The sequence below is a fragment of the Paenibacillus sp. FSL R5-0744 genome, from assembly GCF_037972555.1.
In the GTDB taxonomy this organism is placed as follows: Bacteria; Bacillota; Bacilli; order Paenibacillales; family Paenibacillaceae; genus Paenibacillus_AQ.
This window is the reverse complement of sequence record NZ_CP150228.1, coordinates 2,851,488-2,874,986: the sequence shown is the minus strand read 5'-3', so window position 1 is coordinate 2,874,986 and position 23,499 is coordinate 2,851,488. Positions and strand designations below refer to the sequence as shown.

21 protein-coding genes and 1 other annotated feature are annotated in these 23,499 nt (G+C 41.7%); of the genes, 6 read left to right on the top strand and 15 right to left on the bottom strand.

Translation table 11 applies throughout. The features are described 5' to 3' along the window. Positions 1-2 precede the first annotated feature (2 nt). Complete coding sequence (locus MKY19_RS12480) at positions 3-1,292, top strand: adenylosuccinate synthase (RefSeq protein ID WP_339803160.1); 1,290 nt, start codon at positions 3-5, stop codon at positions 1,290-1,292. Between the two features lie 117 nt (positions 1,293-1,409). Here the strand turns inward: MKY19_RS12480 and MKY19_RS12475 are convergent, their stop codons facing one another. Then, positions 1,410-1,598 (bottom strand): hypothetical protein, encoded by a 189-nt coding sequence (locus MKY19_RS12475; RefSeq protein ID WP_076121390.1) that lies wholly within the window; start codon positions 1,596-1,598, stop codon positions 1,410-1,412. A 190-nt stretch (positions 1,599-1,788) separates the two neighbouring features. Beyond that, on the bottom strand, positions 1,789-2,976 hold the full coding sequence (locus tag MKY19_RS12470; protein WP_339803156.1) for a stalk domain-containing protein: 1,188 nt from the start codon (positions 2,974-2,976) through the stop codon (positions 1,789-1,791). Positions 2,977-3,218: 242 nt separating this feature from the next. On the opposite strand from MKY19_RS12470, the gene MKY19_RS12465 reads away from it, so the two are divergent. Further along, a complete protein-coding gene (locus tag MKY19_RS12465) occupies positions 3,219-3,755 on the top strand; it encodes a GNAT family protein (RefSeq protein ID WP_339803153.1) in 537 nt (178 codons plus the stop codon). Between the two features lie 321 nt (positions 3,756-4,076). Here MKY19_RS12465 and MKY19_RS12460 read toward each other — a convergent pair whose 3' ends face one another. The 7 genes from MKY19_RS12460 to MKY19_RS12430 all read right to left on the bottom strand — a co-directional run bounded on the left by MKY19_RS12460 (position 4,077) and on the right by MKY19_RS12430 (position 11,675). Continuing rightward, the gene (locus tag MKY19_RS12460; RefSeq protein ID WP_339803150.1) at positions 4,077-5,483 is read right to left on the bottom strand and encodes a GNAT family N-acetyltransferase; all 1,407 of its coding nucleotides are present in this window, start codon (positions 5,481-5,483) and stop codon (positions 4,077-4,079) included. Between the two features lie 197 nt (positions 5,484-5,680). After that, positions 5,681-6,676 (bottom strand): ROK family protein, encoded by a 996-nt coding sequence (locus MKY19_RS12455; protein ID WP_339803146.1) that lies wholly within the window; start codon positions 6,674-6,676, stop codon positions 5,681-5,683. A 19-nt stretch (positions 6,677-6,695) separates the two neighbouring features. Beyond that, positions 6,696-7,367: an N-acetylmannosamine-6-phosphate 2-epimerase gene (locus MKY19_RS12450; RefSeq protein ID WP_339803143.1), complete on the bottom strand. Its 672-nt coding sequence runs from the start codon at positions 7,365-7,367 to the stop codon at positions 6,696-6,698. Positions 7,368-7,384: 17 nt separating this feature from the next. After that, positions 7,385-8,302, bottom strand: coding sequence for a dihydrodipicolinate synthase family protein (locus MKY19_RS12445; protein WP_339803140.1), 918 nt, complete (start codon positions 8,300-8,302; stop codon positions 7,385-7,387). 59 nt (positions 8,303-8,361) lie between these two features. Continuing rightward, a complete protein-coding gene (locus MKY19_RS12440; RefSeq protein ID WP_339803137.1) occupies positions 8,362-9,249 on the bottom strand; it encodes a carbohydrate ABC transporter permease in 888 nt (295 codons plus the stop codon). A gap of 12 nt (positions 9,250-9,261) precedes the next feature. Further along, positions 9,262-10,110, bottom strand: a complete 849-nt coding sequence (locus tag MKY19_RS12435) for a sugar ABC transporter permease (RefSeq protein ID WP_076283360.1) — start codon at positions 10,108-10,110, stop codon at positions 9,262-9,264. 173 nt (positions 10,111-10,283) lie between these two features. Beyond that, positions 10,284-11,675 carry an extracellular solute-binding protein gene (locus tag MKY19_RS12430; RefSeq protein WP_339803134.1) on the bottom strand — a complete coding sequence of 464 codons (1,392 nt, stop codon included), beginning with the start codon at positions 11,673-11,675 and terminating at the stop codon, positions 10,284-10,286. A gap of 294 nt (positions 11,676-11,969) precedes the next feature. Between MKY19_RS12430 and MKY19_RS12425 the strand changes: the two genes are divergently transcribed. Next, positions 11,970-13,598: a response regulator gene (locus MKY19_RS12425; RefSeq protein ID WP_339803131.1), complete on the top strand. Its 1,629-nt coding sequence runs from the start codon at positions 11,970-11,972 to the stop codon at positions 13,596-13,598. A 6-nt stretch (positions 13,599-13,604) separates the two neighbouring features. Continuing rightward, a complete protein-coding gene (locus tag MKY19_RS12420) occupies positions 13,605-15,410 on the top strand; it encodes a sensor histidine kinase (RefSeq protein WP_339803128.1) in 1,806 nt (601 codons plus the stop codon). 2 nt (positions 15,411-15,412) lie between these two features. Here the strand turns inward: MKY19_RS12420 and MKY19_RS12415 are convergent, their stop codons facing one another. From MKY19_RS12415 to MKY19_RS12405, 3 genes are all read right to left on the bottom strand, one after another. Beyond that, a complete protein-coding gene (locus MKY19_RS12415; protein ID WP_339803125.1) occupies positions 15,413-16,984 on the bottom strand; it encodes an ABC-F family ATP-binding cassette domain-containing protein in 1,572 nt (523 codons plus the stop codon). Between the two features lie 186 nt (positions 16,985-17,170). Further along, entirely contained in the window at positions 17,171-18,292 is a 1,122-nt protein-coding gene (locus tag MKY19_RS12410) for a DUF4179 domain-containing protein (protein ID WP_339803122.1), read from the bottom strand. Beyond that, a complete protein-coding gene (locus MKY19_RS12405; protein WP_042187570.1) occupies positions 18,285-18,821 on the bottom strand; it encodes a sigma-70 family RNA polymerase sigma factor in 537 nt (178 codons plus the stop codon). The genes MKY19_RS12410 and MKY19_RS12405 overlap by 8 nt, the downstream gene beginning before the upstream one ends. Positions 18,822-19,045: 224 nt before the next feature. Here MKY19_RS12405 and MKY19_RS12400 point away from each other — a divergent pair, with 224 nt between their 5' ends. Then, complete coding sequence (locus tag MKY19_RS12400; RefSeq protein WP_042187569.1) at positions 19,046-19,414, top strand: winged helix-turn-helix transcriptional regulator; 369 nt, start codon at positions 19,046-19,048, stop codon at positions 19,412-19,414. Between the two features lie 56 nt (positions 19,415-19,470). Here MKY19_RS12400 and MKY19_RS12395 read toward each other — a convergent pair whose 3' ends face one another. After that, complete coding sequence (locus MKY19_RS12395) at positions 19,471-19,896, bottom strand: hypothetical protein (protein ID WP_339247582.1); 426 nt, start codon at positions 19,894-19,896, stop codon at positions 19,471-19,473. A 201-nt stretch (positions 19,897-20,097) separates the two neighbouring features. Then, positions 20,098-20,381, top strand: a binding site (T-box leader). A 102-nt stretch (positions 20,382-20,483) separates the two neighbouring features. Between MKY19_RS12395 and trpS the strand changes: the two genes are divergently transcribed. After that, positions 20,484-21,479, top strand: coding sequence for a tryptophan--tRNA ligase (gene trpS / locus MKY19_RS12390; protein ID WP_339803117.1), 996 nt, complete (start codon positions 20,484-20,486; stop codon positions 21,477-21,479). A 192-nt stretch (positions 21,480-21,671) separates the two neighbouring features. On the opposite strand, the gene MKY19_RS12385 is transcribed toward trpS, so the two are convergent. Both MKY19_RS12385 and MKY19_RS12380 read right to left on the bottom strand, forming a co-directional pair. After that, complete coding sequence (locus MKY19_RS12385) at positions 21,672-22,904, bottom strand: aminopeptidase (protein WP_042187565.1); 1,233 nt, start codon at positions 22,902-22,904, stop codon at positions 21,672-21,674. Between the two features lie 166 nt (positions 22,905-23,070). Beyond that, positions 23,071-23,418 carry a hypothetical protein gene (locus MKY19_RS12380; RefSeq protein WP_042187563.1) on the bottom strand — a complete coding sequence of 116 codons (348 nt, stop codon included), beginning with the start codon at positions 23,416-23,418 and terminating at the stop codon, positions 23,071-23,073. Between the last annotated feature and the right edge of the window lie 81 nt (positions 23,419-23,499).

Here is a 23,499-nt window from a genome sequence, read left to right as displayed (position 1 = left end):
ACGTGACCGTAATCGCAATTGTAGGAGCTAACTGGGGAGATGAAGGCAAAGGAAAAATGACTGATGTACTAGCCGCTCAATCATCCTATGTAGTTCGTTTTCAAGGTGGAAGTAATGCTGGGCATACTATCATTAACCAGTATGGAAAATTTTCGCTTCATATGCTGCCTTCTGGTGTATTTTACCCTTCAGTTACAAACATTATTGGACCAGGAACAGCTCTTGATACAGAAGTATTAGTAAAGGAATTACAAGCATTAGCAGATAGAGGGATTCCACAGCCGAAGTTGTACGTGTCTGAGCGTGCTCAAATCGTACTTTCGATCCATCGTTTGTTTGATGAGCTGGAAGAGGAACGACTTGGGTCACAAGGGTTCGGTTCAACCAAACGAGGAATAGCGCCATTCTACGCGGATAAATATGCGAAGCTCGGGATACAAGTTGCAGATTTGTTTGATCCCGCCCGACTTGAGAAACGTCTCGAACAATTACTTGCTTCAAAAAATGTATTGCTGGAGCATTTATATAAGAAAGCCCCTATCCAAGTCTCGGAATTAATGACTCAGTTACAAAAGGAAGCTGCGCAATTGGCACCATATGTTGCCAATACAACAGAAATACTACAAGAAGCTTATGCAAAGGGAGAAACGATTCTACTTGAAGGGCAATTAGGCGCTCTGCGCGATCCTGATCACGGTATATATCCTTACTCTACCTCTTCATCGACACTTGCCGGATACGCACCTGTCGGCGCGGGTCTACCTGCGGCTGCCATCACGAATGTTATCGCTGTAACGAAGGCATATTCCAGTTGTGTTGGTGCCGGACCTTTTGTATCTGAATTAGAAGGCCCTGTAGCGGATGAACTTCGCACACGAGGTGGCGATGCTGGGGAATTTGGAGCAACAACGGGTCGTCCTAGACGTATGGGTTGGTTTGATGCAGTAGCTACACGCTATGGTTGCCTGATGCAAGGTGCAACGGAGGTTGTGCTGACCAATCTGGATGTTCTTGGTTATTTAAATGAGATTCCGGTTTGCGTTGCCTATGAACTTGAAAATGGGGAAATCACCGACAAGTTTCCAGCAACAAATAAGTTAAACACAGCAAAACCGATAATAACGTATTTATCTGGCTGGAACTGCGATATTTCCCATATCACAAACTTCGACGAGCTGCCAGAGCAAGCTAAAAGTTACGTAGACTTTATTGAAACGTCTATTGGAATACGTATTTCTACTGTTTCTGTGGGACCTAGACGTGATCAGGTCATTCATCGTACGCTGAAATAATTTCATATCAAGCATAGTGTGAAATTTATACTTTCTTATATTTCAAAATAAGGATGCCTAGTTGTACCTACATGCAAAATGCATATAGCTACAACTAGGCATCCTTGCGTTACTCTTTTACACCAACACTGCATCCACTTTCGTCTGAGGCGCCTTGTCACAACGCTTACAAACCTTAACGACTGATCCGTCCGTTTTTCTTTTTGGATAAAGCAGTTTGATCCGTGTGCTCTGACAGACCGGACAAGTACCCCGACCCCTGGATGGTAAACTCCACAGTGCATGTCCACGTTTTGACTTTGCCATGAATAAACCCCTCATTTCGGTCAATAAATAGTCAACATTTCATTCTGAAAGTGCTTCTTTCAAAAGATATGCTTCAGAGACAGGCTCTATGACTAAATCAATGATGAGGCGTTCGAATATATGAAAAGGACGCCCGGTGATGAACCTGAAGGCGTCCTTTGATTTAAAATGAAGTTATAGTTCCCTTACATTAATTTGTGTAAATCATAGAGACAACACCATTTGTAAAGGTTACGTAATTATAATTTCTATATTGCCAAGTCTCAACTGTAATTCCACTGCCGGATAGACTTGATTTATCAATTGGAGTGCCCCAGCTTAATTCTACTTGCTGCTTCGTCATCCCTGTCGAAATTGTACCCGCCTTGATTTTGGCCCAAATCGCATTAGACCATTTATAGATTTTGGTAGGATCAGACGTAAAGAAATACTCTTTGTTTGCCAGATCGCGAGTGACCTGATCGTATTCCATATCATAAGAATTCACAATTTTACCTGATGCCAATTGAAAAGAAATCGAAAACTCATTATCGTCGTTCACAAGAATATCAACAATCGTTGCTTTTTGGAATTTATAGTCGGAATCATACTGGTTGAACCAATAAGTCTTTCCGATTAGCTTGGCGAGGTCACCTTGAGATTCTCTTTTGGCTATTTTTAACGTATTTTTTGTGTACGCAAATAACTCAGCTTTACCGAAATTGATGTTCAAAGACTCATAATGAGCACCAAAGTCCAATACTGCTCCCAATGCTGTTTTTAAGAGGGTAGCAGGGAATACTGCTCCTCCATCCACGGTTTGCACTTTACCACTCATTTTCACCTTATTCCCATTCACCATAGCAATATCGCTGCCCAGTTGAAGCTGAATAGGCAAATCCCCTACACGAATACTAAAAGTCTTAGTGGCTGTATTCGTCTGAATAGTTGCACCTAAACTCTTAAAGGTAGTTTGTACAGGCAAATACATCGTGCCATTGATTAATACACCATTTTCGATGTCCTTATCAGCACTGATAGATACCTTTAACGTTTTGGAATTAGCTCCTGAACGTACGGTTACATTTGTTTCACCAACGGCTAATGCTTTCATTGAGCCATCTGGCAGCTTTTGCAATAAGTAAGGCTTCTCGATCACCATATCTGCTTGAGACAGTGGAACACGTTCCGATGAGCCATCTGGACCTTTTGCAAAAATCTGCACCGGAACCTTGTCACCAACGGTCATCTCCGTATAGTCCATCTTAAAGATTAGATCATCGTTGTTTTGAGTCGTAGTCTCTGCTTGTACACTTGTATCTGCTGCCTTCGCTGTATGAATTGGACCAAACATAGATACTGCCAGCGCTGCAGTGATGCCCCATTTAATCATTTTCATTTCCAAAATCCCCCTCTAGTAAATAAACCAATATTACTTTATCACAATTCCACTATTTTTGTAGATAAAAATGGAAGGTTGTTAAGCTTATATTTTTATAATGTGTAAATATTATGAAAAATAAAGGAAATTACATGGATCTACAAGAAGTTACAGAGTACGTATAACAGAGTCTTTGTAATCGTATTAGGCGGTAGCAACTGTGAAGAACAATTAAAACTTAAACTAGGAGTGCTATATTCATGGAAATAGTATCGAACCGATTAATTTTAAGAGATTATACAAGCAGTGATTCTTCTTTTTATGAAGAACTAGAACAAAATCCCCTATCCTACAAATATGAGAACACTGCACCTGATGCAAAACAAATTAAAGATGACTTCCTTTCGATCTTGTCTCAAGCAACATGTGATCCACGGCAATATTATGATCTTGCAATATGTACAAAGCTGGATATGAAGCCCATCGGTAATGTCAGCATAAAGTTAAACTGGGAAGAAATCAGAGAATGGGAAATCGGTTGGGTCCTACTCCCGGACTATTGGAAAATGGGATATGCAACTGAATCCGTGAAGTCCCTGATAGGTTATGCCTTTAGCTCTCTTAATGCACATAGGGTTGTTGCTTATGCCAACGCCGAGAATGTGCAATCTGAGAAAGTAATGATTAGAGCAGGAATGTTAAAAGATGGGGTTCTTAGGGAGACTAGATTCTGTAATCAGCAATGGTGCAACGAGATCGTCTATTCCTCTTTAGAGCAGGAGTGGGCTAATATTTGATGGTTTAAAACTGATTAGGGAAAAACTCCCTATAAAAAGTCGATATCCGCTAATAATGAATGAAATTAGGGAATTCCTCCCTATAAATCAGGATAATTCCTTTGATTCTCATCAAATCAGACGAATTTAGGGGAGGTTTTCCCTAATTATAAGTCTGGCAACCAATATTCTCAGAATTAGAGGGAGAAATTCCCTAATTGTTCTATTGAAACTTCACTTGGAACTTCACTTGGATCATCATTTGGAACGTCATTTACAGGATAACAAGAAGAGCCGCTCCCGAGTAGTTAAAAACTACTTTTGGAACGGCCTCTTTTCTTTTTACACTATCAACTCACGTATGACTTCAACCTCATCCCTGCTCACTTCAACGAATCCAAGGGATGTATATAAGTTCGAAGCACGTTCGTTCTCTATTCGATGTCCAATAACGATTTTGTCGCAGTGATGTTCCGCTTTTATAGTTCGAATCAAGGCATCCATTCCGGTTCTACCGAATCCTCTATTCTGATATTTCTGATCAATCATATAAGCCATAATCCAATAACTTCCGTCCTCAGGATCTACGGCATATACTGAGAATCCTACCAATTCTTCATCTGCGTATAAAGCCAACGGAGTCATTCCGCAATAAGCCGATTCTGCTAACCAATAGACTACTGGTACAGGAAAAACCGTTTTTTGCTCATTGGACACCTCTAATTGCGTACAGGCATACCAGTTATTCTCAGTGATTGTCTTCAGCGCAATATGTGGATGAAAGCCATCCCGAATACGATCACAGATTGCATCTAATTTAGCTTTAAGCTGTAGTGCCCATTCCGGACAAATAGAAACGTCCAAATTCTCTAAACTTCGAAGCAACCTAGCGAATCCATATAAGTCAGAGAACCTTTGGAATTCTGGCAATAACTTGATATATTCATCGTCCAGCCGCTTTACAGATCTATATCCACTAATAAAAAGATCGATGTTCTTCTTGCTCTCATCATCATTCTGCTTGGATAGATCTCTTAACGCTGATGTGATATCCATCGCAAACCAGTGATACATAGAGTCATCAAAGTCGATCGAACTATATCGAGACGTCTCTTTCATATAAAAGATATTGTCTGTCTCAAAATCAAAATGGATCAGCCCCGTATGTCCTACGCCAAAAGAGAGCTCACTTAACCACGCCTCAATTCGTTCATATTCCTTAAGCGCTTTATGCTCCTCGGGGTGTCTTCTTAATACGGATAAAATAAATTGAAGCGAATCGACCCAGCTTTTACGCGCGGGTGTGCTCGGAGCATACGTCTCAGATAAATTATGCAATCTCGCGAGCGTTTGACCCCAATGTTGGAACTGCAGCTCCGACATCTCTTCAAGGGGAACGTACTCCCCTTGGGCTTGTTCAAAAACAACCCCGTGATATCTACCATTTCCAGTTAAAAGGGTCTCAATCCACTTCCCTTGCATGGAGCGTACTGGCGCCACGGTCTCATAGCCCTGTTCCAATAAGTACATCATAAAATCTAGTTCAGCCTGAATATTCTCTGCGCTATTATCCTCTTCGTGAGTAAACCTTAAATAATAGTGCTTACTATTCCATTGAAACGTATAAATAAAATTACTACTTGCTCTCACAAGCTTCAAAGTTCCGGGCTCATGATTCCAATACTTGATCATCTCTTTGGCAGGTAGATCGTTCTCTGTTCCCCTCACCATGTTCATTAAAGTCATCATTTCCGATAGTGCCTCCCGTAGTCATTGAGAGGTGTTCTTCCCTTACGAATACTGACCTCTCTCGGACTTCATTGTGGTGTTGTTCGTACTCAAACATCATCACTCCTTATAAACGGATTAGGGACCCCAGAAAGATTTGACCTTTACTCTCATCCCCTTTAACATTATCGGTAAATTATTCTATTTAATCAAGAGATTTAGATAAAGCCTTCATTACTAGATGAAAGGGATGGGACTCCGTACTCCCAGATCTGTAATGCCGCACCGATCATTCCACAGGAATTGCCACGATAGGCTGCTTCAATGCGGACGCCTTCCAGCATCGATGGCATCGTTCTCGTAGCCACTTCTCTTCTTATTCCTTCGAATAATAGCTCACCTGCTTCAGCCACTCCACCACCAATAACAATAACCTTTGGGTTAAAAATATGAATAAACGAAGCGATAGCTGAACCAAGCGCAGCAATTGTTTCTTCCATTACTTCTGTAGCTAGACGGTCTCCTTCTCTCCATCTCGCGATCACGTCTCGTGATTCTAAGTTATCAAGTGGCTCATTGTTTAAAGTTAGTTTTTCCCGCATTCGACGAGCAATGCTTGTGCCTGACGCATAATGTTCTAAGCAGCCTCTTCCTCCACAAACACAAGCAGGTCCTTTGAAATCTACAGACAGATGCCCCAACTCTCCAGCGCCACCCCAAGAACCATGGACAAGACGACCCTCTATAACAATGGCTCCACCTACACCCGTACCAAGTGCAAGACAGATAAAATCGCTCACACCTATACAAGAACCTAGATATTTCTCTGTTAATGCTAGTACATTCACGTCGTTATCTACGATTACTGGAAGCTGGAATTGAGTCTGAAGTAACGCTTTCAAGGCTGTCCCAGCATATCCAGGAATAAGCTCTGATGACGAGCGAATACTCCCTGCCTCCCAATCGATTTGTCCTGCCGTTCCTACACCAATCCCTTTAATCTGAACGCCTGCATGCATGGCTGTAGCTTCTTCTATTAACCTTTGAATAGCCTGAAAAGCTCGGTCCACGGTCTTCGTGAACCCAGCCTTTGTGCTCAGACTTACAGTATGTACTACGTCCCCCTGTGGTGTAACCAGTCCAGCATTAATTTTCGTTCCCCCGATATCCACTCCGACAGCATATTCCATTAGAGGATCATATCCTTCTAACACAGACTCGCCTCCTTAAGTCTCAGCAATCGCTCACGGCTTTGACATAGCGTGATGTGATTAATTGTGGCCTTGTAATCGCACTTCCTACAACTACATAAGATGCCCCAGCCCTCTTAGCGCTCGCCGCATCTTCCGGAGTCCATATACGTCCCTCCGCAACTACGGGAATATTCACGAACTCGCATAATTGCTGCAGCAAGACAAGATCTGGTCCTTCTTGTTGTGTGCTGTATGGTGTATAGCCCGAAAGTGTTGTACCAATAAAATCTACACCTAATTCTTCCGCTGCCAGTCCTTCCTCCAAAGTCGATATATCTGCCATTACAAGCACACCCATTTGATGGGCATATGCGATTAAAGGCTTAACCGACGCTAAGCGACCTTCCCGATTCGTAACATCTAATGCAACAATATCCGCTTTAGCGGACACGATTGCTTTCACCTCATCCAGAGTTGGCGTAATAAATATGGCTGATCCGGGAATATCCCGTTTAATAAGTCCAATAACCGGTACATTTACTTCTTCTTTAATCGCTAGAATATCTGGAACCCCATTCGTGCGAATTCCAATTGCCCCTGATTGAACCGCCGCTCTTGCCATTTTTGCCATTGTATCTCCACCATGAAGCGGCTCATGCTCAAGTGCCTGACATGAAACGATCAGACCTTTCATCGGAAAGATATCGCTCATTCGAGTCATCATTAACCCTATCCCTTCACTTCAAGAATATACTCTAATATTCTATTGTTGAGAGCTTCCACCCGATCCTGATCCGAAGCCTTGATGGGTAGAAGTGGCATTCTCGGTTGGCCCGTTTCAAATCCACGCAAACTCAGAATTGCTTTGCATGCACCATATAATGATGGAAAGGATAATAATTCTACAATGAGATCATTGATAATGAACTGCCATTTCTGCGCCTCAGCCATATCGCCTTGCCCATAACATTGTTCTACTTTTAAAAATAGCTCGGGCATAACCCCGTAGGTTCCACCAATCCCACCATCTGCCCCAATGCTGCGGCCAGCTAAGTACTGCTCATCTGGTCCATTCAATACAAGAAAATCATTTCCACCTGCTGCCTTAAACTGCTGAAGCTCAAATGTACTTTCTGCTGAAATCTTCACGCCAATCACTTTATCCTGCGCGGCCATCTTCACTAACAAGCTTTTAGATAATTGAAAGCCTGTCGTTTGCGGGATGTGGTAGATAATAAATGGAAGTGAAATACTATCAATGATCGCCTGCCAATGACTTTCTACACTGTCTGGAGACAAACGATAATAGATAGCCGGAACAGCCGATACCGCATGTGCGCCAACTAATTCAGCATGTACTGCTAGCTCAACACTGTCTCTTGTAGATGGAGCACCTACATGAGCAATGATCGTAAGCTCATCTCCTACTTCCGCTATAACTGCTTCGAGCATTTGTTTACGCTCTTCTACAGATTGCAGCATGCCTTCGCCTGAGCTTCCGCCAACATAAAGTCCTTTCACACCTATAGAAGCATAATGACGAGCTAATTTGCGTGCCGCTTCTTTATCTATATTCCCCTCGGCATCATAACTGGAGTACAAAGCGATAATAATGCCTTTAAAAGCTTCAAGATCAGTTGATTTCATAAATAACAGCCTCCGTCGTTTAAGTCACAGCTCATTAATTTACGTTGTTATAAGAATATTTAACCCTTAACAGCACCCATCGTAATCCCTTGTGTGAATGCCTTTTGAAACATTAGGAAAATCGCAATCATAGGAATAGAAGCTAACGCAGCACCTGCCATAAGCAGTCCATAGTTCGTTGTGAATTCGCCTCGAAGTGTCGCAACCCCAAGTGGCAAGGTCATCATCGAAGTAGATCGCGTCATGATTAGCTGGCTGAAATAATCGTTCCATGAAGTAATAAAGGTGAATATAGCCAGTGCACCAATTGCTGGTTTCAATAACGGTAAAATGATCGTTCCGAACAATCGAATTTCCGAGCTGCCGTCAATTTTTGCCGCTTCAATCAACTCTCCCGGAATCGTCTGCGCGAACTGTTTCATCAAAAAGACTCCAAATGGCCAGCCAATCGCCGGTAAAATAAGCCCTTTATACGTATTGACCCAACCAAAGTCTGCTAACATCGTAAACAGCGGAACGAGAATAACTTGCTTAGGCAATGCCATAGCGGCAACAAACATCGTGAAGATAAATCCTCGTCCTGGAAATGATTTCTTTGCGAGAACATATCCGGCACAGGAGGAGACAATACAGATCGCAGCCATTTCTGCAAAAGCAATAATAAAGCTATTAAACATCCAGCGTTCTACTGGATTCTTAAATAATTCTGTCCAGTTCTGTAACGTCGGCTTTAACGGAAACCACTCCGGTGGGATGGTCGTTGCCACAGTTTGAAGTTTAAAGGCCCCCGACACTACCCAGTAAAAGGGAAAGATAAAAAATAATGTAGCCAAAATCAATAGGATTGTAGCGATTATTTTTGGAATCGTTAATTCTTTTTTCCATGCGCTTACTTTCTTAGACTGGATAATAGGTGCTTTCAGTTCTAATGGATTCGTAGAATTCATGATGTCCCCTCCTTAATACTCAACATCGCTGCCAAAGTATTTGAATTGAATGATTGAAATGATCCCAATTACAATTGCGAGTATGACGCCCATTGCAGAGGCATATCCGAAATGACCTAGCATAAAGGCTTGTTCATATACCCCATACATAACAGTTGAAGTGCTATATACAGGTCCACCTGAGGTAAGGAGTTGAATCAGTGCAAAACACTGAAAGGTATTAATCGTGGTAATCACGATAATATATAAGTTCGTTGGCATCAGCATCGGCCATAATATTTTCCGGAAAATTTGCCAAGGGGTTGCTCGATCTATCTCTGCGGCTTCAATATAAGAAGTAGGAATGTTACCAATGGAGGCCACATACAAAATGATCGGTTGCCCTACAGAAGTCGTTATTAAGACCACGATAATTGCAAGTAATGCGGTTCTTGTATCCCCAAGCCATGAAACAGGCTCCATTCCAAATAAACCCGTCAAATAATTCAGAATTCCGTAGTTGGGATGGTAAATCCAGCCCCAAACGACTGTAATACTTACGACCGAAGATACGGCTGGCAAGTAGAACACACCGCGGAAAAACGATCTAGCAAACTCTTTTTTCTTATAAATATTCATGGAGACAAACAGTGAAAAGATAATCACGATCGGTACGGTGATCACTACGAGTAATAAAGTATTTCCCATGGACTTCATGAAATTATCATCTTTAAATAATGAAATATAATTATCGAGACCAATAAAACTAAAATCTCTCAACGAGTAATCAAAGAAACTAATATAAACCCCTTTTATCATTGGGTAGGCTACAAACAGAAGAAAAAATCCAAACGCTGGTAATAAGAAAAGATAACTCATCATCCAGTCACGTATCACATAACCTTTAATTTTGCGTACCGTTGTCCCCACAACCTTCTCCCCATTTCTCTGATGAAAAATAATGATATTTATAGGTGCGTAGCTTGAAAATTTTCATTTTTTTAAAAAGAATAGAGTGCTTCCCGCACTCTATTCTTTTGAACACCATTCACTATTTATTTCATAGCTGCTTTTGCTTTAGTAATAGCTTCGTTAGCCTTTGTAGCAAAACTATCCAAAGCTTCCTTGCCGGTTGCGCCTCCAGTTAAAGCACGTTGTAATTCAGGGAACCAGAACGTACGAATATCTGCATATCCATCAGCAATCGTTGGTGCATCTGTCGTAAATTTACGTGCATATTCAGCGTATTTATACTCTGGATCGTCATAAAGACCAGTAATCGAATTACGAACCGAGAGACCGCCTGTTTGAATCAAGTTTTTCTTACCCCATACAGGATCATTTGCAATAAAATCAATCAGCTTTTTGGAAGCTGCAATCTTAGCTTCATCCCCATTGTTAAATACAGCCATGCCGCCCAGATAAGGTTCAAGCTTTGGTTCCGAACCATCGAGTGTAGGGAATGGAAGGAGAATATCTTCGAACTGTACCATTTTTTTAGATACGTTCTGTGCTTTTAGTACAGCGGAATAGTTAAGTGTAAAGGCCAATTTACCTTGCAGGAACAAATCGTTCACGTCAGCAGCAGCAAGTGAAGCTGCACCGGAGACACTGAGTTTATCTTTCGTAGCTTGGACAATCCAATCTAACGCTTTAGCAGCATTATCAGTATTGATAGCGACTGCTGAGTTATCTTCATTTAAGAATCGGGATACACCTAAGTTAGCAAGATAAGCGCGAGTGCCTTGGTCTCCAGCTTGGCTCTTCGCGAAGAATCCTGTAGGAATAACGTCCGGTGCCTTTTCTTTTACAGCTTCCAATGCCTTTTTATATTCTTCAAACGTCCAAGTTCTATCTTCCTTATCCAAAGGTAGTAAATCTAGAGCGCCAATCTTTTCAAAAATAGACTTATTAACAGCCATCATAAAAGGCGCTGTGTTAATCGGGTACATAAAGATGTTGTCGCCTACACTTGACTGCTTCCAAAAAGCTTCTGAAATATCATTCTTCACTTCATCAGTCACCATGTCGTTAAGCGGTGCAAGCAAATCCTTTTTACCCCAATCGATAATCCTTCCAGGTGCATCATAGATCACATCAGGTGCGGTATTAGAAGCAATTGCGACATTCAGTTTTTCAGGGCCGCCTTCAAAGGTGATCATCTCAAGGTTTACTTTAATTTCAGGATTCTTCTCATTAAAAGCTGCAATGATTTCCTTCTCATACTTGCCTACTTCACCATCTAAAGCTTGAAAGCTCGGAAAATTCCACCAAGTAATTTCTACTGGTTTAGCAGCAGCCTCAGTTGCTGCGGGCTCTGTCTTGTCAGCATTATTACTTGCTGAAACCGCTGAATTCGCTGTGTTCGTATTTCCACATGCAACTAACTGTGTACCTAAAAGTGCGACACCAACAATACTCATTAGCCCTTTTTTCATTGCTTTCATGTGCTACCCCCAATTATTTTTTGTGGAATAAAGTACTGCTCTCATTCCTTGCGCTAATCATAAATCAATTGTAAATTCAGGAGAATCCCACTCCTTTTACTTTTAGGGTTCATTTCTGACATATCCCTTCAATCTACCCCTCTTCAATGTTATAATACATTACATATTCCACCTATTAACAATTGAATTTATATTTTTTCACTTTTTCGCCTTAATGTAACCCTTTTAATCTTACATCTAATGGTATTCTCTTACGAGTGATCCACTATAATTCTAGTCTTCCGGAGGGATTTCATGTATAAATTGATGATTGTAGAGGATGAGCCATTAATACGGACGGGCTTAAAACATTACTTTGCTTGGGAGGAGCTTGGGGTCCACAGCATTATTGAAGCAGAGAATGGCAGAGAAGGAATGACCACCGCGCTACGCGAGAAGCCCGATTTGGTGATCACCGATATCCGGATGCCCGAAATGGATGGGCTTCAAATGATTGAACAGATTCGCAATCTGCTTCCTGATACATTATTTATCATTTTGACAGGATTCAACGATTTCGAATACGCTCAGAAGGCTATACAAGTAGGGAATGTACATGCTTTTTTGCTCAAACCTTTGGAATACGAGGAAAGCCTCTTAGTGATACAAGAGTGTATGAACAAGCTCCAACTAAAGCGACAGGATAGATTAAAACGTTCTAATCTGGAAGGGGCACAACTTGTAAAGCTGTTATTAGAGGAAGAACATTCAGTAATAGATGATGCTGTTATCCATGAACTATGTAATTTCAACAGTAACTACTATCTTTATCTCCCCTTTGTTTTGACAGGGATCCCTATGAGAGAAACGCGCACTCCATCCACCCTGTGGATGAGAGAATATGCGGAGAAGTTCATTCATAATGCTGTGGATGAGTATCTTCATGCCTCTACACCGCACTCTATTTTTACATATTCATCTAAAACAAAGCTCTATGGTCTTATTGTATTGGGATCTCCGTCTTCTACTGACAACTTCCCTCTTCAAACTCAAGTACAGATACGAATCGATCAATATCTGAAGGCGCTTACGCTAGAACATCATCTAGGCCTCTATTTAGTTATAGGTAAGACGACGGAGAACCCTGCACAAATACATACTTTGCTGCACGATTCCGATCGAATGTTATATCAACGCTTTTACATGAGAGATTGCAGGTTATTCTATGTGCCACAATGGATAGAAAACTCAAATTCTCAGAAACCATCCTTAATTCAACTAGATGAGAATGATAAGAAACGGATGATCTCCTGTATCGAAAGTTCTAACGAAATAGAGACGCTCCAGCTGATGCACCGCCTGGCTCAAGATATTTTGAGTAAAACCGATGTCTCTTCTCCTGATTACTGGCTCGCATTTCTTCAGGAAATCATAAGTGTTATAATCCGCTTCGCCAATAAAAACCATATCCATATCGAAGGTGTGTACAGCGAAAAGCTCCTGAACCTTACCTTTGCGGATGATTTTTATTCGCTTGAGACGCTTTTTGACTGGCTTGGCAGGTGGATGATTCATTTAGGGATTGTTTATACCGAAGGACTGACACACAACCACCAACAGGATGTGATCATATTCGAGCATATTAAATCCTTCATTAAAGAAAATATTGATCAAGAAGTGACTCTGCAGATGGTAGCAGATCGATTCTTCTATAATCCGTCTTATTTAAGTCGCCTGTTCAAACGAAAACTCGATAAGAACTACATGCGATTTGTAACCGAGATTCGGATGGAATATGCGCAGGAATGCTTAAAAAAACCGGAGATTCTAGTGACCGATGTCTGTACGATGTGTGGTTACAAAAGCTATAAGCATTTCGTTAAAACCTTCCGAAGCATCACGAACATGACCCCATCAGACTATAGAAAACAATCAGGCTGGTGACCTAAAATGATGCAGATTGAGCAACCAAAGCGACGCTACCGGATGCGACATGTCAATCGTCAAATTTTCATGCTGATGATCCTGACCATTACCATTCCACTCCTGATCATATCCGCAATCATCTATATCTTTTCAAACCAAGCCGTCAAAAATGAATACCAGAGCAGCTCAAATCTGATCCTTAATAACCTCTCGTTCAATATTGACCAATATCTTCAAAGTATTGATAAAGGTACACTGAACGCACAGGTAGATAGCCAGCTCCAAACCGCACTTGAGCACTGGACGATCCATAAAGACGACGTCGGAAATGACCTGAATATTCAGTATGGAAACACGATTGAGCATTTCATCAGCGGGATTGAGATGACGATTAAAAATGTTGATAGTGTGCAGATTTTTTCGGGATCACGTGTGTTCTACTCTGCCAATTTCAATCGTGCGGATTATGATGTGAAGGATTATACCCAGGAGGATTGGTATTTACAGACCCAGCAGAAAAAAGGCGGAGTGATTCTATTTGGCAGCCATGTCCCCTTCTATCGCACCAATTCCAAACAATCCGTCATTTCTATTGCCCGAGTCATTAATAAAAAAGGAAGCAAGCAGCCCATTGGCGTCATGTTAATCGATATCCGATTGGATTCATTACGTGAAATCTTAAAGCTCTCGGAGAATAGCAAACGAAAATTCATTATTTTAGACGATAAGGGCGGTAGTGTTTACAGCTCTGACATCTTGGAGACCTCACCCTTACAACCTATCCCTATAGAACCACAGGCGCTTAATACTTTCATGAACAATGATACGGGAAGCTTTTATGGTACTTTTGACGATAAAGACTCGTACATTAACTTTGTTACGTCTCCCTATTCCAACTGGAAGGTCATACAGTATATAGATGAAAAAGAGATGACTAAGCAAGCCACTTTTCTCGGAAAAATCATTTTAACATTAGCGCTCTTGTCGCTTGTCACTGCGATCTTATTCATGTATATCCTATCGGAGCGTGTCACTAAGCCTATTATTCTTTTAAGCCGAAAGGTTAAGCTGGTGGGGATGGGGAACTTTGATGTGGATTTGTATAGTAATCGTCAAGATGAGTTTGGTGTTCTATACAATGGAATCCGAAAAATGGTGAAAGACCTGCAAAATTATATCGAGCGATCTTCTATGGCCAAAGCACAGCAAAAAGTAGCTCAATACGGCGCCCTTAAAAGCCAAATCAATCCACATTTCCTTGCGAATGTACTTGAATCTATTCAAATGAAAGCCATCATTAATGGGCAAAGAGAGATTGGCGAAATGGTGGGGATTGTAGGTAGATTGTTTCGGATTCATATCCAGACCGGAAAGATAACCGTAACCCTGCGAGAAGAACTTGAACACGTCCGGCTGTATGTAAAAATCCAACAATTACGTTTCGGGGACAAAATTCAATATATTGAACAGCTAGAACCTAATACCGAAATAATTAAAGTCATGCACTTTTCCCTTCAACCCATCGTTGAGAATGCTATCGTCCATGGACTGGAGTGTCGAAGTGAACCGGGTCTCCTTGAAGTCTCCTCGATGATTTCGGGGGATGACATGCTAATTATCGTTAAAGATAACGGAATTGGTATCGATGAAGAGAAACTTAAACAGTTACGTCTTCGTCTCTCTCAACCATCAGACACCCTAGATGAAGATCATATTGGTATAAAAAATGTTCATGATCGTATTCAATTTCATTTTGGTGAAGCCTATGGGATTGAAATCACCAGTCAAGTAGGTGAAGGGACGACCGTGATCATCCGACTGCCAGCATAATCCTAAACATTCTGCTCAGTGATTCCTGCTTCAGGATCGAAGGTAAGCATTTTCGTTGCTATTTTATCGATAAAGAAGCGGTCATGACTGACGGTAACTACGGCTCCAGGGAAATGAATGAGTGCCTGCTCCATCACCTGAATACTCGTCAAATCTAAATGATTCGTTGGCTCATCCAAAATAATGACAGCCGCGCCAGAGAGAAGGCATTTCGCTAACGCTACTCTGGCCTGCTGTCCACCTGACAGACTGCCGATCGTTTTGCTCAGATCCATTTCCGAGAATTGTAGCATCGATAGAAATTTGTTCACTTTTTTCCGCGGAGCATCGAGTCCCAGCCCATACACATTTACGGCATGACTGACTGTATCCTTAACATCGAGTTCGTCCCACATCTGATTGAAGTACGCGTAGCTGACCCCACGTTCCCAAGTCACACCACCCCTTTCAGGCTCTTCTTGCCCAGTCAATACCTTTATGAGTGTCGACTTCCCGCTTCCGTTAGGCCCCACAATAGCTATCCGATCTTCCTTTTGAATATCGAAGCTAACGTTCTGGAATATCGTCCGACCATCATAGCTTTGTCCAATTCCCTTCACTTCACCAAGCTTATCCGGAAACCGTAAATTGCTGTAGATATCGGTGATCAGTACGTTCACTGGATGAGGCTCCACACGCTTTTTCATATCTGTCAGTTTACGTGATAGACGATCCTTCGGGGACTTTTTGTTCCCGCGGGTTTCAATGGCTTCCGACTCCATAAGTAGAAGCTCTTCTTCCCACTCGAATTGACGATCAAGCACCTTTTTGCGCATCTTCTTTTTACGAACATAGTCGGTGTAATTGCCTTCATATTCCTGAAAATGATAATTCTCGATTTCAATCGTCCACGTGACTACTCTGTCAATAAATTGCCGGTCATGGGAGATGAGAATCATCGCCCCATTAAAACGGTGAAGCCACTGCTCCAACCATACGATCCCTTCGATATCCAAAAAGTTAGTAGGCTCATCGAGCAATACGACATCGGGCATTTCAATTAAGACTTTAGCCAGTGCTGCACGGTTCCTCCAGCCTCCCGATAACTCATCTACAGGTTGATGTCGTGATCTTTCATTGAACCCCAACTTCGTCAGAACAGTGTTGATTTCTACAGATACATTCCAGCCATCCAAATGATCCATTTGTTCAAAAAGCGCCGCTTGCCGCTCTAAAAGTGTATTCATCTGGTCATCATCCGTCACTTGTCCAAGCTGTTCCCCGATTTGGTTAAGCTCCTGTTCGATAAGCGCTACCTGCTCAAAGCACAATTCTAACTCTTGCTGTACAGACAAGGCCCCGGAAAGCTCCGAGAATTGAGAGAAATAACTGATCTTCACATTGGGATCTAACTCTACTTTCCCTGCTGTTGGCTCCTCTTTTCCCATCATCAGTTTAAATACAGTAGACTTCCCCGCACCATTTCGTCCGATTAACCCAATCCGTTCACCCTTGCTAACTCGAAAATATATATCTCGAAAGATCAAAGTATTCTCATATTTCTTAGTTACGTTCTCCATACGGATTACACTCAAACCTATCACCCCTAGTTCATATAGATCAAAATACAGCTCAGAACACTCAAAGAGCTATTATAGCACTATTTTAAAAAGGACTTTATAATCATATTTAATCTTCTAGAAAACAAAAAAAGGTCGCTGTCAGCGGACCTTTTTCTGCATTACGAATCCCAGCACATTCTCACTCTCATCACTTGCTGCTTATTTTTTCAAGATATCAATATACTCCTCTTTCTCGCGATCAGGCCCCGCATCAAGCTTCAAACGAATGAATTTTGGATGATCCAATACGTTACTGCTAAAGTTACTTATAAATCCGTCCTCACTGCCACTTCCGCCAATCGAATTATTTTTCAATTCGAGCTTCCCAACCCGCGATGTCAACTCACTGGGGGTCTTTCCAAATAACTCATTCCTGATCTCCCAATCGGTTTTTAATGCCTCACTTAACGTAAATTTAACTACTATACTTAAAGGAGATAGCTCCACCTGCGCAAGATTCACTTCATGTCCGTCAATCATAAAAGGCTGATTTATAACTACTGTCTCGGTCTTCTGTTCCCAGAATTTTGGATCAATAGCGAAGCTCACCTTTAAACGATCAGAATAGCGCATGTCAGCTAGATCCGTTCCCGTTTTTGGTTTTGCTAGCATTCCTGGATCCACTGAAGTGATCTGAAAATTCGCCACCACCTCTTTTGGAAATGCTTTATCCTTATCTAGTGGATAGATAGTTTTTCCGAGCCATGTATAAATACTATCCACAGCATGTAAACCCATCCCACCTCTACCCCCATTTTTATCCACTACACTTTGTCCCGTCACAGCATCTGTCAGCCATACACTATTCACATTGTAAATTTCCTGACCATCACTTGTAGTCCCTGTATATAGCAGTATAATTTTATTTTCATCAGCGATTACAGCATTTAGAGTGATCTTATATCCGTTTTTCTCAGCGCTCTTATTCACGATTTGCACATAATCGTTTCGAATTGCAGATTCTAACGTAAGGGCATCAACATCAGATTCAGCCAGCTTCTTAAAAGGTTCCAACACACCCCAATCACTTGATTCAATACTGGTAGAGGCTTGCTGTGGCATCAATTGGGTTGGATTGAAGAAGAGTAAACCTGCAATCAAAACAGATGCAGTCAGTACAGCCATAGCGCTTCTAGCGAACATTAGCTTTTTTCCGCGCTTTTTACCTAGTTCGAGTCCTGCTTGAATGGCATAGATTTGTGCGGCCGCACTCTCCATTTTTTGCTCCTGTGGGATTCGTTCAGCATCGATTAACATGGCAAGCTCCTCCTGACTACTCATGGTTCCAATCACCCCGATTCTTAATGATCGTTCTTAACTGCTTGAGTCCTTTATGCTGCCATGTCTTGACCGTTCCTTCAGGTTTATCCAGTATTTTAGCAATCTCATTTAAGGTCATATCGTTGTAGTATTTAAGCAGCAGCACATGGCGATACTTGGGTTTAACCTGTTCAAGTGCCCACAGCATTTCCATCCGATGATGGCCAATGTGCGTAATCTGCTCTCCTATTCTCTCGTCAACAAGCGGCATGGAACGCTTTCTACGTCTTTGTTCATCTATACAGACATAAATCAGGATCCGAATGATCCATGATTTAAACGCTTTTGGATCCTTTAACGTTTTTCTTTTGATCCAGGCCCGGCAAGTCATTTCCTGCATCGCTTCAAGCGCATCATTCCGGTTACGCAAGTAGCTATAGGCAATACTGTATAGCTGTTCTCTATGTACCAATATAGAATCGTAGAAATCCGTCTCGCTCCGAGAATCAAGAATCGTTACCTTCTTCATTTCTGCATTAGTCATCGTCATATCCTTCCTTAGCCCCCTCTCCTAAACCTCTCATAGATTAAGACGGGGAGGGTATAGAAACGGTTTTTATTTGTATTAACTTTTTTGGGACTGAGCACTTAAAATTATAACATTCTATAAAAAAAGAACGATAAATGTTATGATAAGTAAAATTGGACATAATCAATAGTACGCACTTAAAAGTACCATAGGTACTAAAAAGTACCCATACATTGGAGGATATCATGACAACTATCAAGAAAAAATACAATATTTCTGTTGAGGCCACACTCGAAGTAATTGGAGGGAAATGGAAATGTGTAATTTTGTGTCATTTAACTCATGGCAAAAAGCGAACATCGGAACTAAAACAGTTAATGCCCGGAATTACTCAAAAAATGTTAACCCAGCAACTACGCGAACTTGAGGCCGATGGAATTATCAACCGGATCGTATACAATCAGGTTCCACCCAAAGTGGAATATGAGCTTAGTGAGTATGGTGATAGTTTAAGCGACATTTTGACTTCTCTATGTAATTGGGGAGAACAACATATCATTAAGCAATATGGCGATAAATATGCTGTTTTAGAGGACAACATTTTAAATAAATAAATTTTACCCCATGAAAAAAAGGACAGTTAAATCAGAATGATTTAACTGTCCATAACTTAAATTACTCCGTCTCCTCCAATAGCAGTTGCTGTGAATGATATGGGTCCAAATAGATTTATAGGCAAGTTGCTGTCATTTTGAATTACCAATTCATAGTTGTGGATTCCAATATAAGGACCATCAACCCACTGAACATTTAATTGAATATCAGTAGTTGTAGTAAAACGAAAAAAGGAGCTATAAATATCGACTCCAGCACGTCGGATTAAAACAAGAAATTGACTATCAGCAAGTGCAGTAAGACTAAAACTACCATTTAACTCGACTCTACTAGAGAAAGAAGCTGGGTTAGCTGGGCTAATATTTACTTGCGCTGTGGCAAGACCCGCTCCAGCTCCAGGAATCCCTGCAACCGTTGTAACAGCATTAAACGGGTCTAAAGGGATTTTTGCCTGTGAACCATAACTTATATTTGTCGCCATTTATCATCACTCCATTCCAATTACAAGGTTATACATTATTATATTGTGAATCAACAATGATAGATTGGACTTAATTGCTGATGATAATATACATTTAAGTGATACTTTGCTAGATCATATAAACCTAGATGCTCTGTATCATCATCTAATTTCCAACCATTGACAAACTCACTCATCAGAATTACAATTACCAAAATATCATGAACAACGCAGACAAAGGGTAAGTAGACAATCGAACATGGACTTCAGAGAGCCGGTGGCTGCTGCGAACCGGTGTCCAGCGCTTGATCGAATGGCCTTTAGAGTTGCTCTTCCGAACCATCTTAGCTGATGTTGTAGGGAAAGCCGGGTTTCCCGCCGTTATCAAGGGACCTGTATCGAGATTGTCTCAGACCTTCTCCGTACCGGTAAGAGAAGATCGTAATACTAACGAAACCTGGTTGCGCGATCATTTAAGGTGGTACCACGACAACTTCGTCCTTATTGGATGAGGTTTTTTTGTCATTTAAAGGAGGTGATGGCCATGGATGATGGCTGGTGGTGGCGACTCAATATTAATCAGAAGCGACAAAACAGGAGGAATTCAAATGATAAAAGAACGTGTATTAACTGGAGATCGAGTGACCGGAAAGCTGCACCTTGGCCATTACGTGGGCAGTTTACAGAACCGAGTGACTCTACAGGAGCAATATGATACTTTTGTGTTTCTAGCAGATATTCAAGCCCTAACGACTCACTTTGATCGGCCTCAATACCTTGGTCAAAACTTGAATGAAATCACACTGGACTATTTATCGGCGGGTATAAATCCAGATAAATCCACCCTATTTATTCAATCTATGGTTCCAGAGATCGCTGAGCTGACCGTCCTATTCTCCATGTTTGTTACTGTGAATTCTTTACGGCATAATCCCACGATTAAAGCCGAATCGAAAAATTCCAGCTTAGATGAATTGTATTATGGTTTTCTAGGTTATCCAGTTAGCCAGGCTGCGGATATAACCTTTTGTAAAGCGACGATTATTCCTGTAGGAGAAGACCAGCTTCCCCATCTGGAGTTGACCCGCAAAATCGTACGTAGATTCAACGAACTGTACAGCCCCATCCTTGTGGAGCCCAGAGCGCTCATCAGCGAGACGCCAAGACTAGTAGGAACAGACGGCAATGCTAAAATGAGTAAAAGCCTCGGCAATGCTATCGAGCTGGACTCTACGAAAGAAGAGATCACCTTCAAGATCCGTAAAGCCACAACTGATCCAGCCCGTGTTCATAAAAATGATCCTGGGCATCCAGATATTTGTCCCATTTATGCTTATCATCGTGCTGTTCGTTCGCATGGCGCCCCAGAAATTCACGATAGCTGCGAAAGTGGCAGTATAAGCTGTTCAGCCTGTACGCAGCTTATCACGACAGCTCTAGACCAGCTAATTGAACCAATGCGTGAGCGTCGCTCCTATTATGCTGCCAGACCCAAGGTTGTTGAGGATATCTTATTATCCGGAACTAAGCGTGCCCGCGATATTGCTCAAGAAACGATGTCCGAAGTACGCGAGGCTATGGGCCTTAATTATTTTTCAAAATAAAAATGATCTCTAAGGGCAATAAAAAAACGCCGGACTCTCTATTGAAGAGAGCGCCGGCTGTTTTTATAAGAAAATATTATTTAATATGGATATCTTCGCTTCTACATAAAAATACTTTCTATAACATAAATCCTTTCATCAAAGAAAAAGGCCGTAACCCCCTAAGCGAGATTACGGCCTTAAATGTATCCCTTACAGCACCCAATTCCCTTTACGGAATACCGGCTCAATCGTACCATCCGCCAATTCTCCGTCAATATCCAGCTCAGCTGAACCAATCATAAAATCGACATGCGTTAAGCTGACATTAGCACCTCGTGCGACAAGCTCTTCATTCGTAAGCTTTGTGCCGCCTTCAATATTGACAGGATAAGCACTTCCCAACGCGAAATGGCAGGAGGCATTCTCATCAATCCCTGTATTGTAGAAAATTCGGTTCAAGCGAGAGATTGGAGAATCATGCTGCACTAAAGCCACTTCTCCTAAATAGGATGCACCTTCATCGGTTGCCAGCAGCGAAGTCAAATGCTCACGTCCGGATTCAGCTTCATATGCTACTACTTTTCCATCTTTAAAAGTGAAGGAAAGGCCTTCTACCAAACGTCCGTTCAGATTCAATGGAAGTGTGCTTCTAACGGTACCATTCACACCTGTACGATGTGGCATGGAATAGATCTCTTCCGTTGGCATATTAGCCACGAAATACACGCCTTTATCATTCTCTCCGCCGCCTCCACGCCATAAATGTCCTTCTGGAAGCTCCACATGCAGATCCGTTCCCGGAGCGCGGTAATGCAGGCTTTTATAACGCTTAGCGTTCATTCTATCCTGACTTTCTTTCAATTGACCGATATGCTCTCTCCATGCGGCAACTGGATCCTCGCTACCTACACGATTCATCTGGAACACCGCTTCCCACATAGCCTCTACTCGCTCTTCCTCTGGAAGATCAGCAAACACCTTGTTCGCCCAAGCACGCGTTGGAGCCTTAACGAGAGACCAGCTAATTTTGCTATTACGAGTATATTTGGAGTAGTTTTTGCGAGCAACAGCTGCCGCTTTAACTGCTCTTGACACTTTGGAAGAATCAATACCATTGAACAATTCCGGATCTGGTACTTTAATATGTAAGATGGCGCCGTTCTCTTCCGCAAACTTCTCCATCATTTCTGCTTGCCACTGTGGATAGTAATCGAAGGAATCTTCTGGGGCTTTTTCGTAACGAATACGTGTAGTCGCTTCATCGTCCCAATCAACGATTACATATTTAGCACCTGCTTCATAGGCTTTACTTACAATCAAGCGAGTAAGCTCTGCCGTTTCAATAGGTGCATGCACCATCAAAACTTGTCCAGGCTGTACATTTACCCCTACTTTTACAACCAGGTTCGCATATTTCTCTAACATGACATCAAAATCTTTCATGAATTCTCTTCCTCCATCTCTATGGTTGCTTTACTGTCGCACCAAAGCACCGGAGCTCCTTAACAGCAGACGGTCAGCTTCACTTCTTATTTTAACGCAAAATGCTAAGAGTTGCGATTCGATATAATAAAGCGGCCCCCATGAAAGGAACCGCTCACGTAAATCCTTATTTTTTATCCACTTGCAGCAACGTTACGGTCTTTAAAGAATAGGTATGCATAATCTTGTCCTCAGAGATTACGTTAAGCTTGGTCAAACTTGCTACCTTCGCGGGATCTGATTTGGAGAGCATACGCCACACTTCGGGGTCTGATAGGGTTTCATATAACTTGAGATCATCATATTCTTTGCGATTTTGCATCACTAGCTTCACTTTGTAGCTTCCGATTTCAGTCTCGGTAGCCCCCTGCTCACTACAATAGCTTAGAATATCCTGCCGAAGCTCTGCCAATTCTTTTTCAATTTCCTTTTGCTTTTGCTTCAGTCGATAATACTGCTGTACCTTTTTCTCCATCACTTCACGCTCCTCTATAGACATATGTATGCCGGAAGCGCTAAATAAATAAGTTGAGTTCCCTATCATAAAATTTTATAA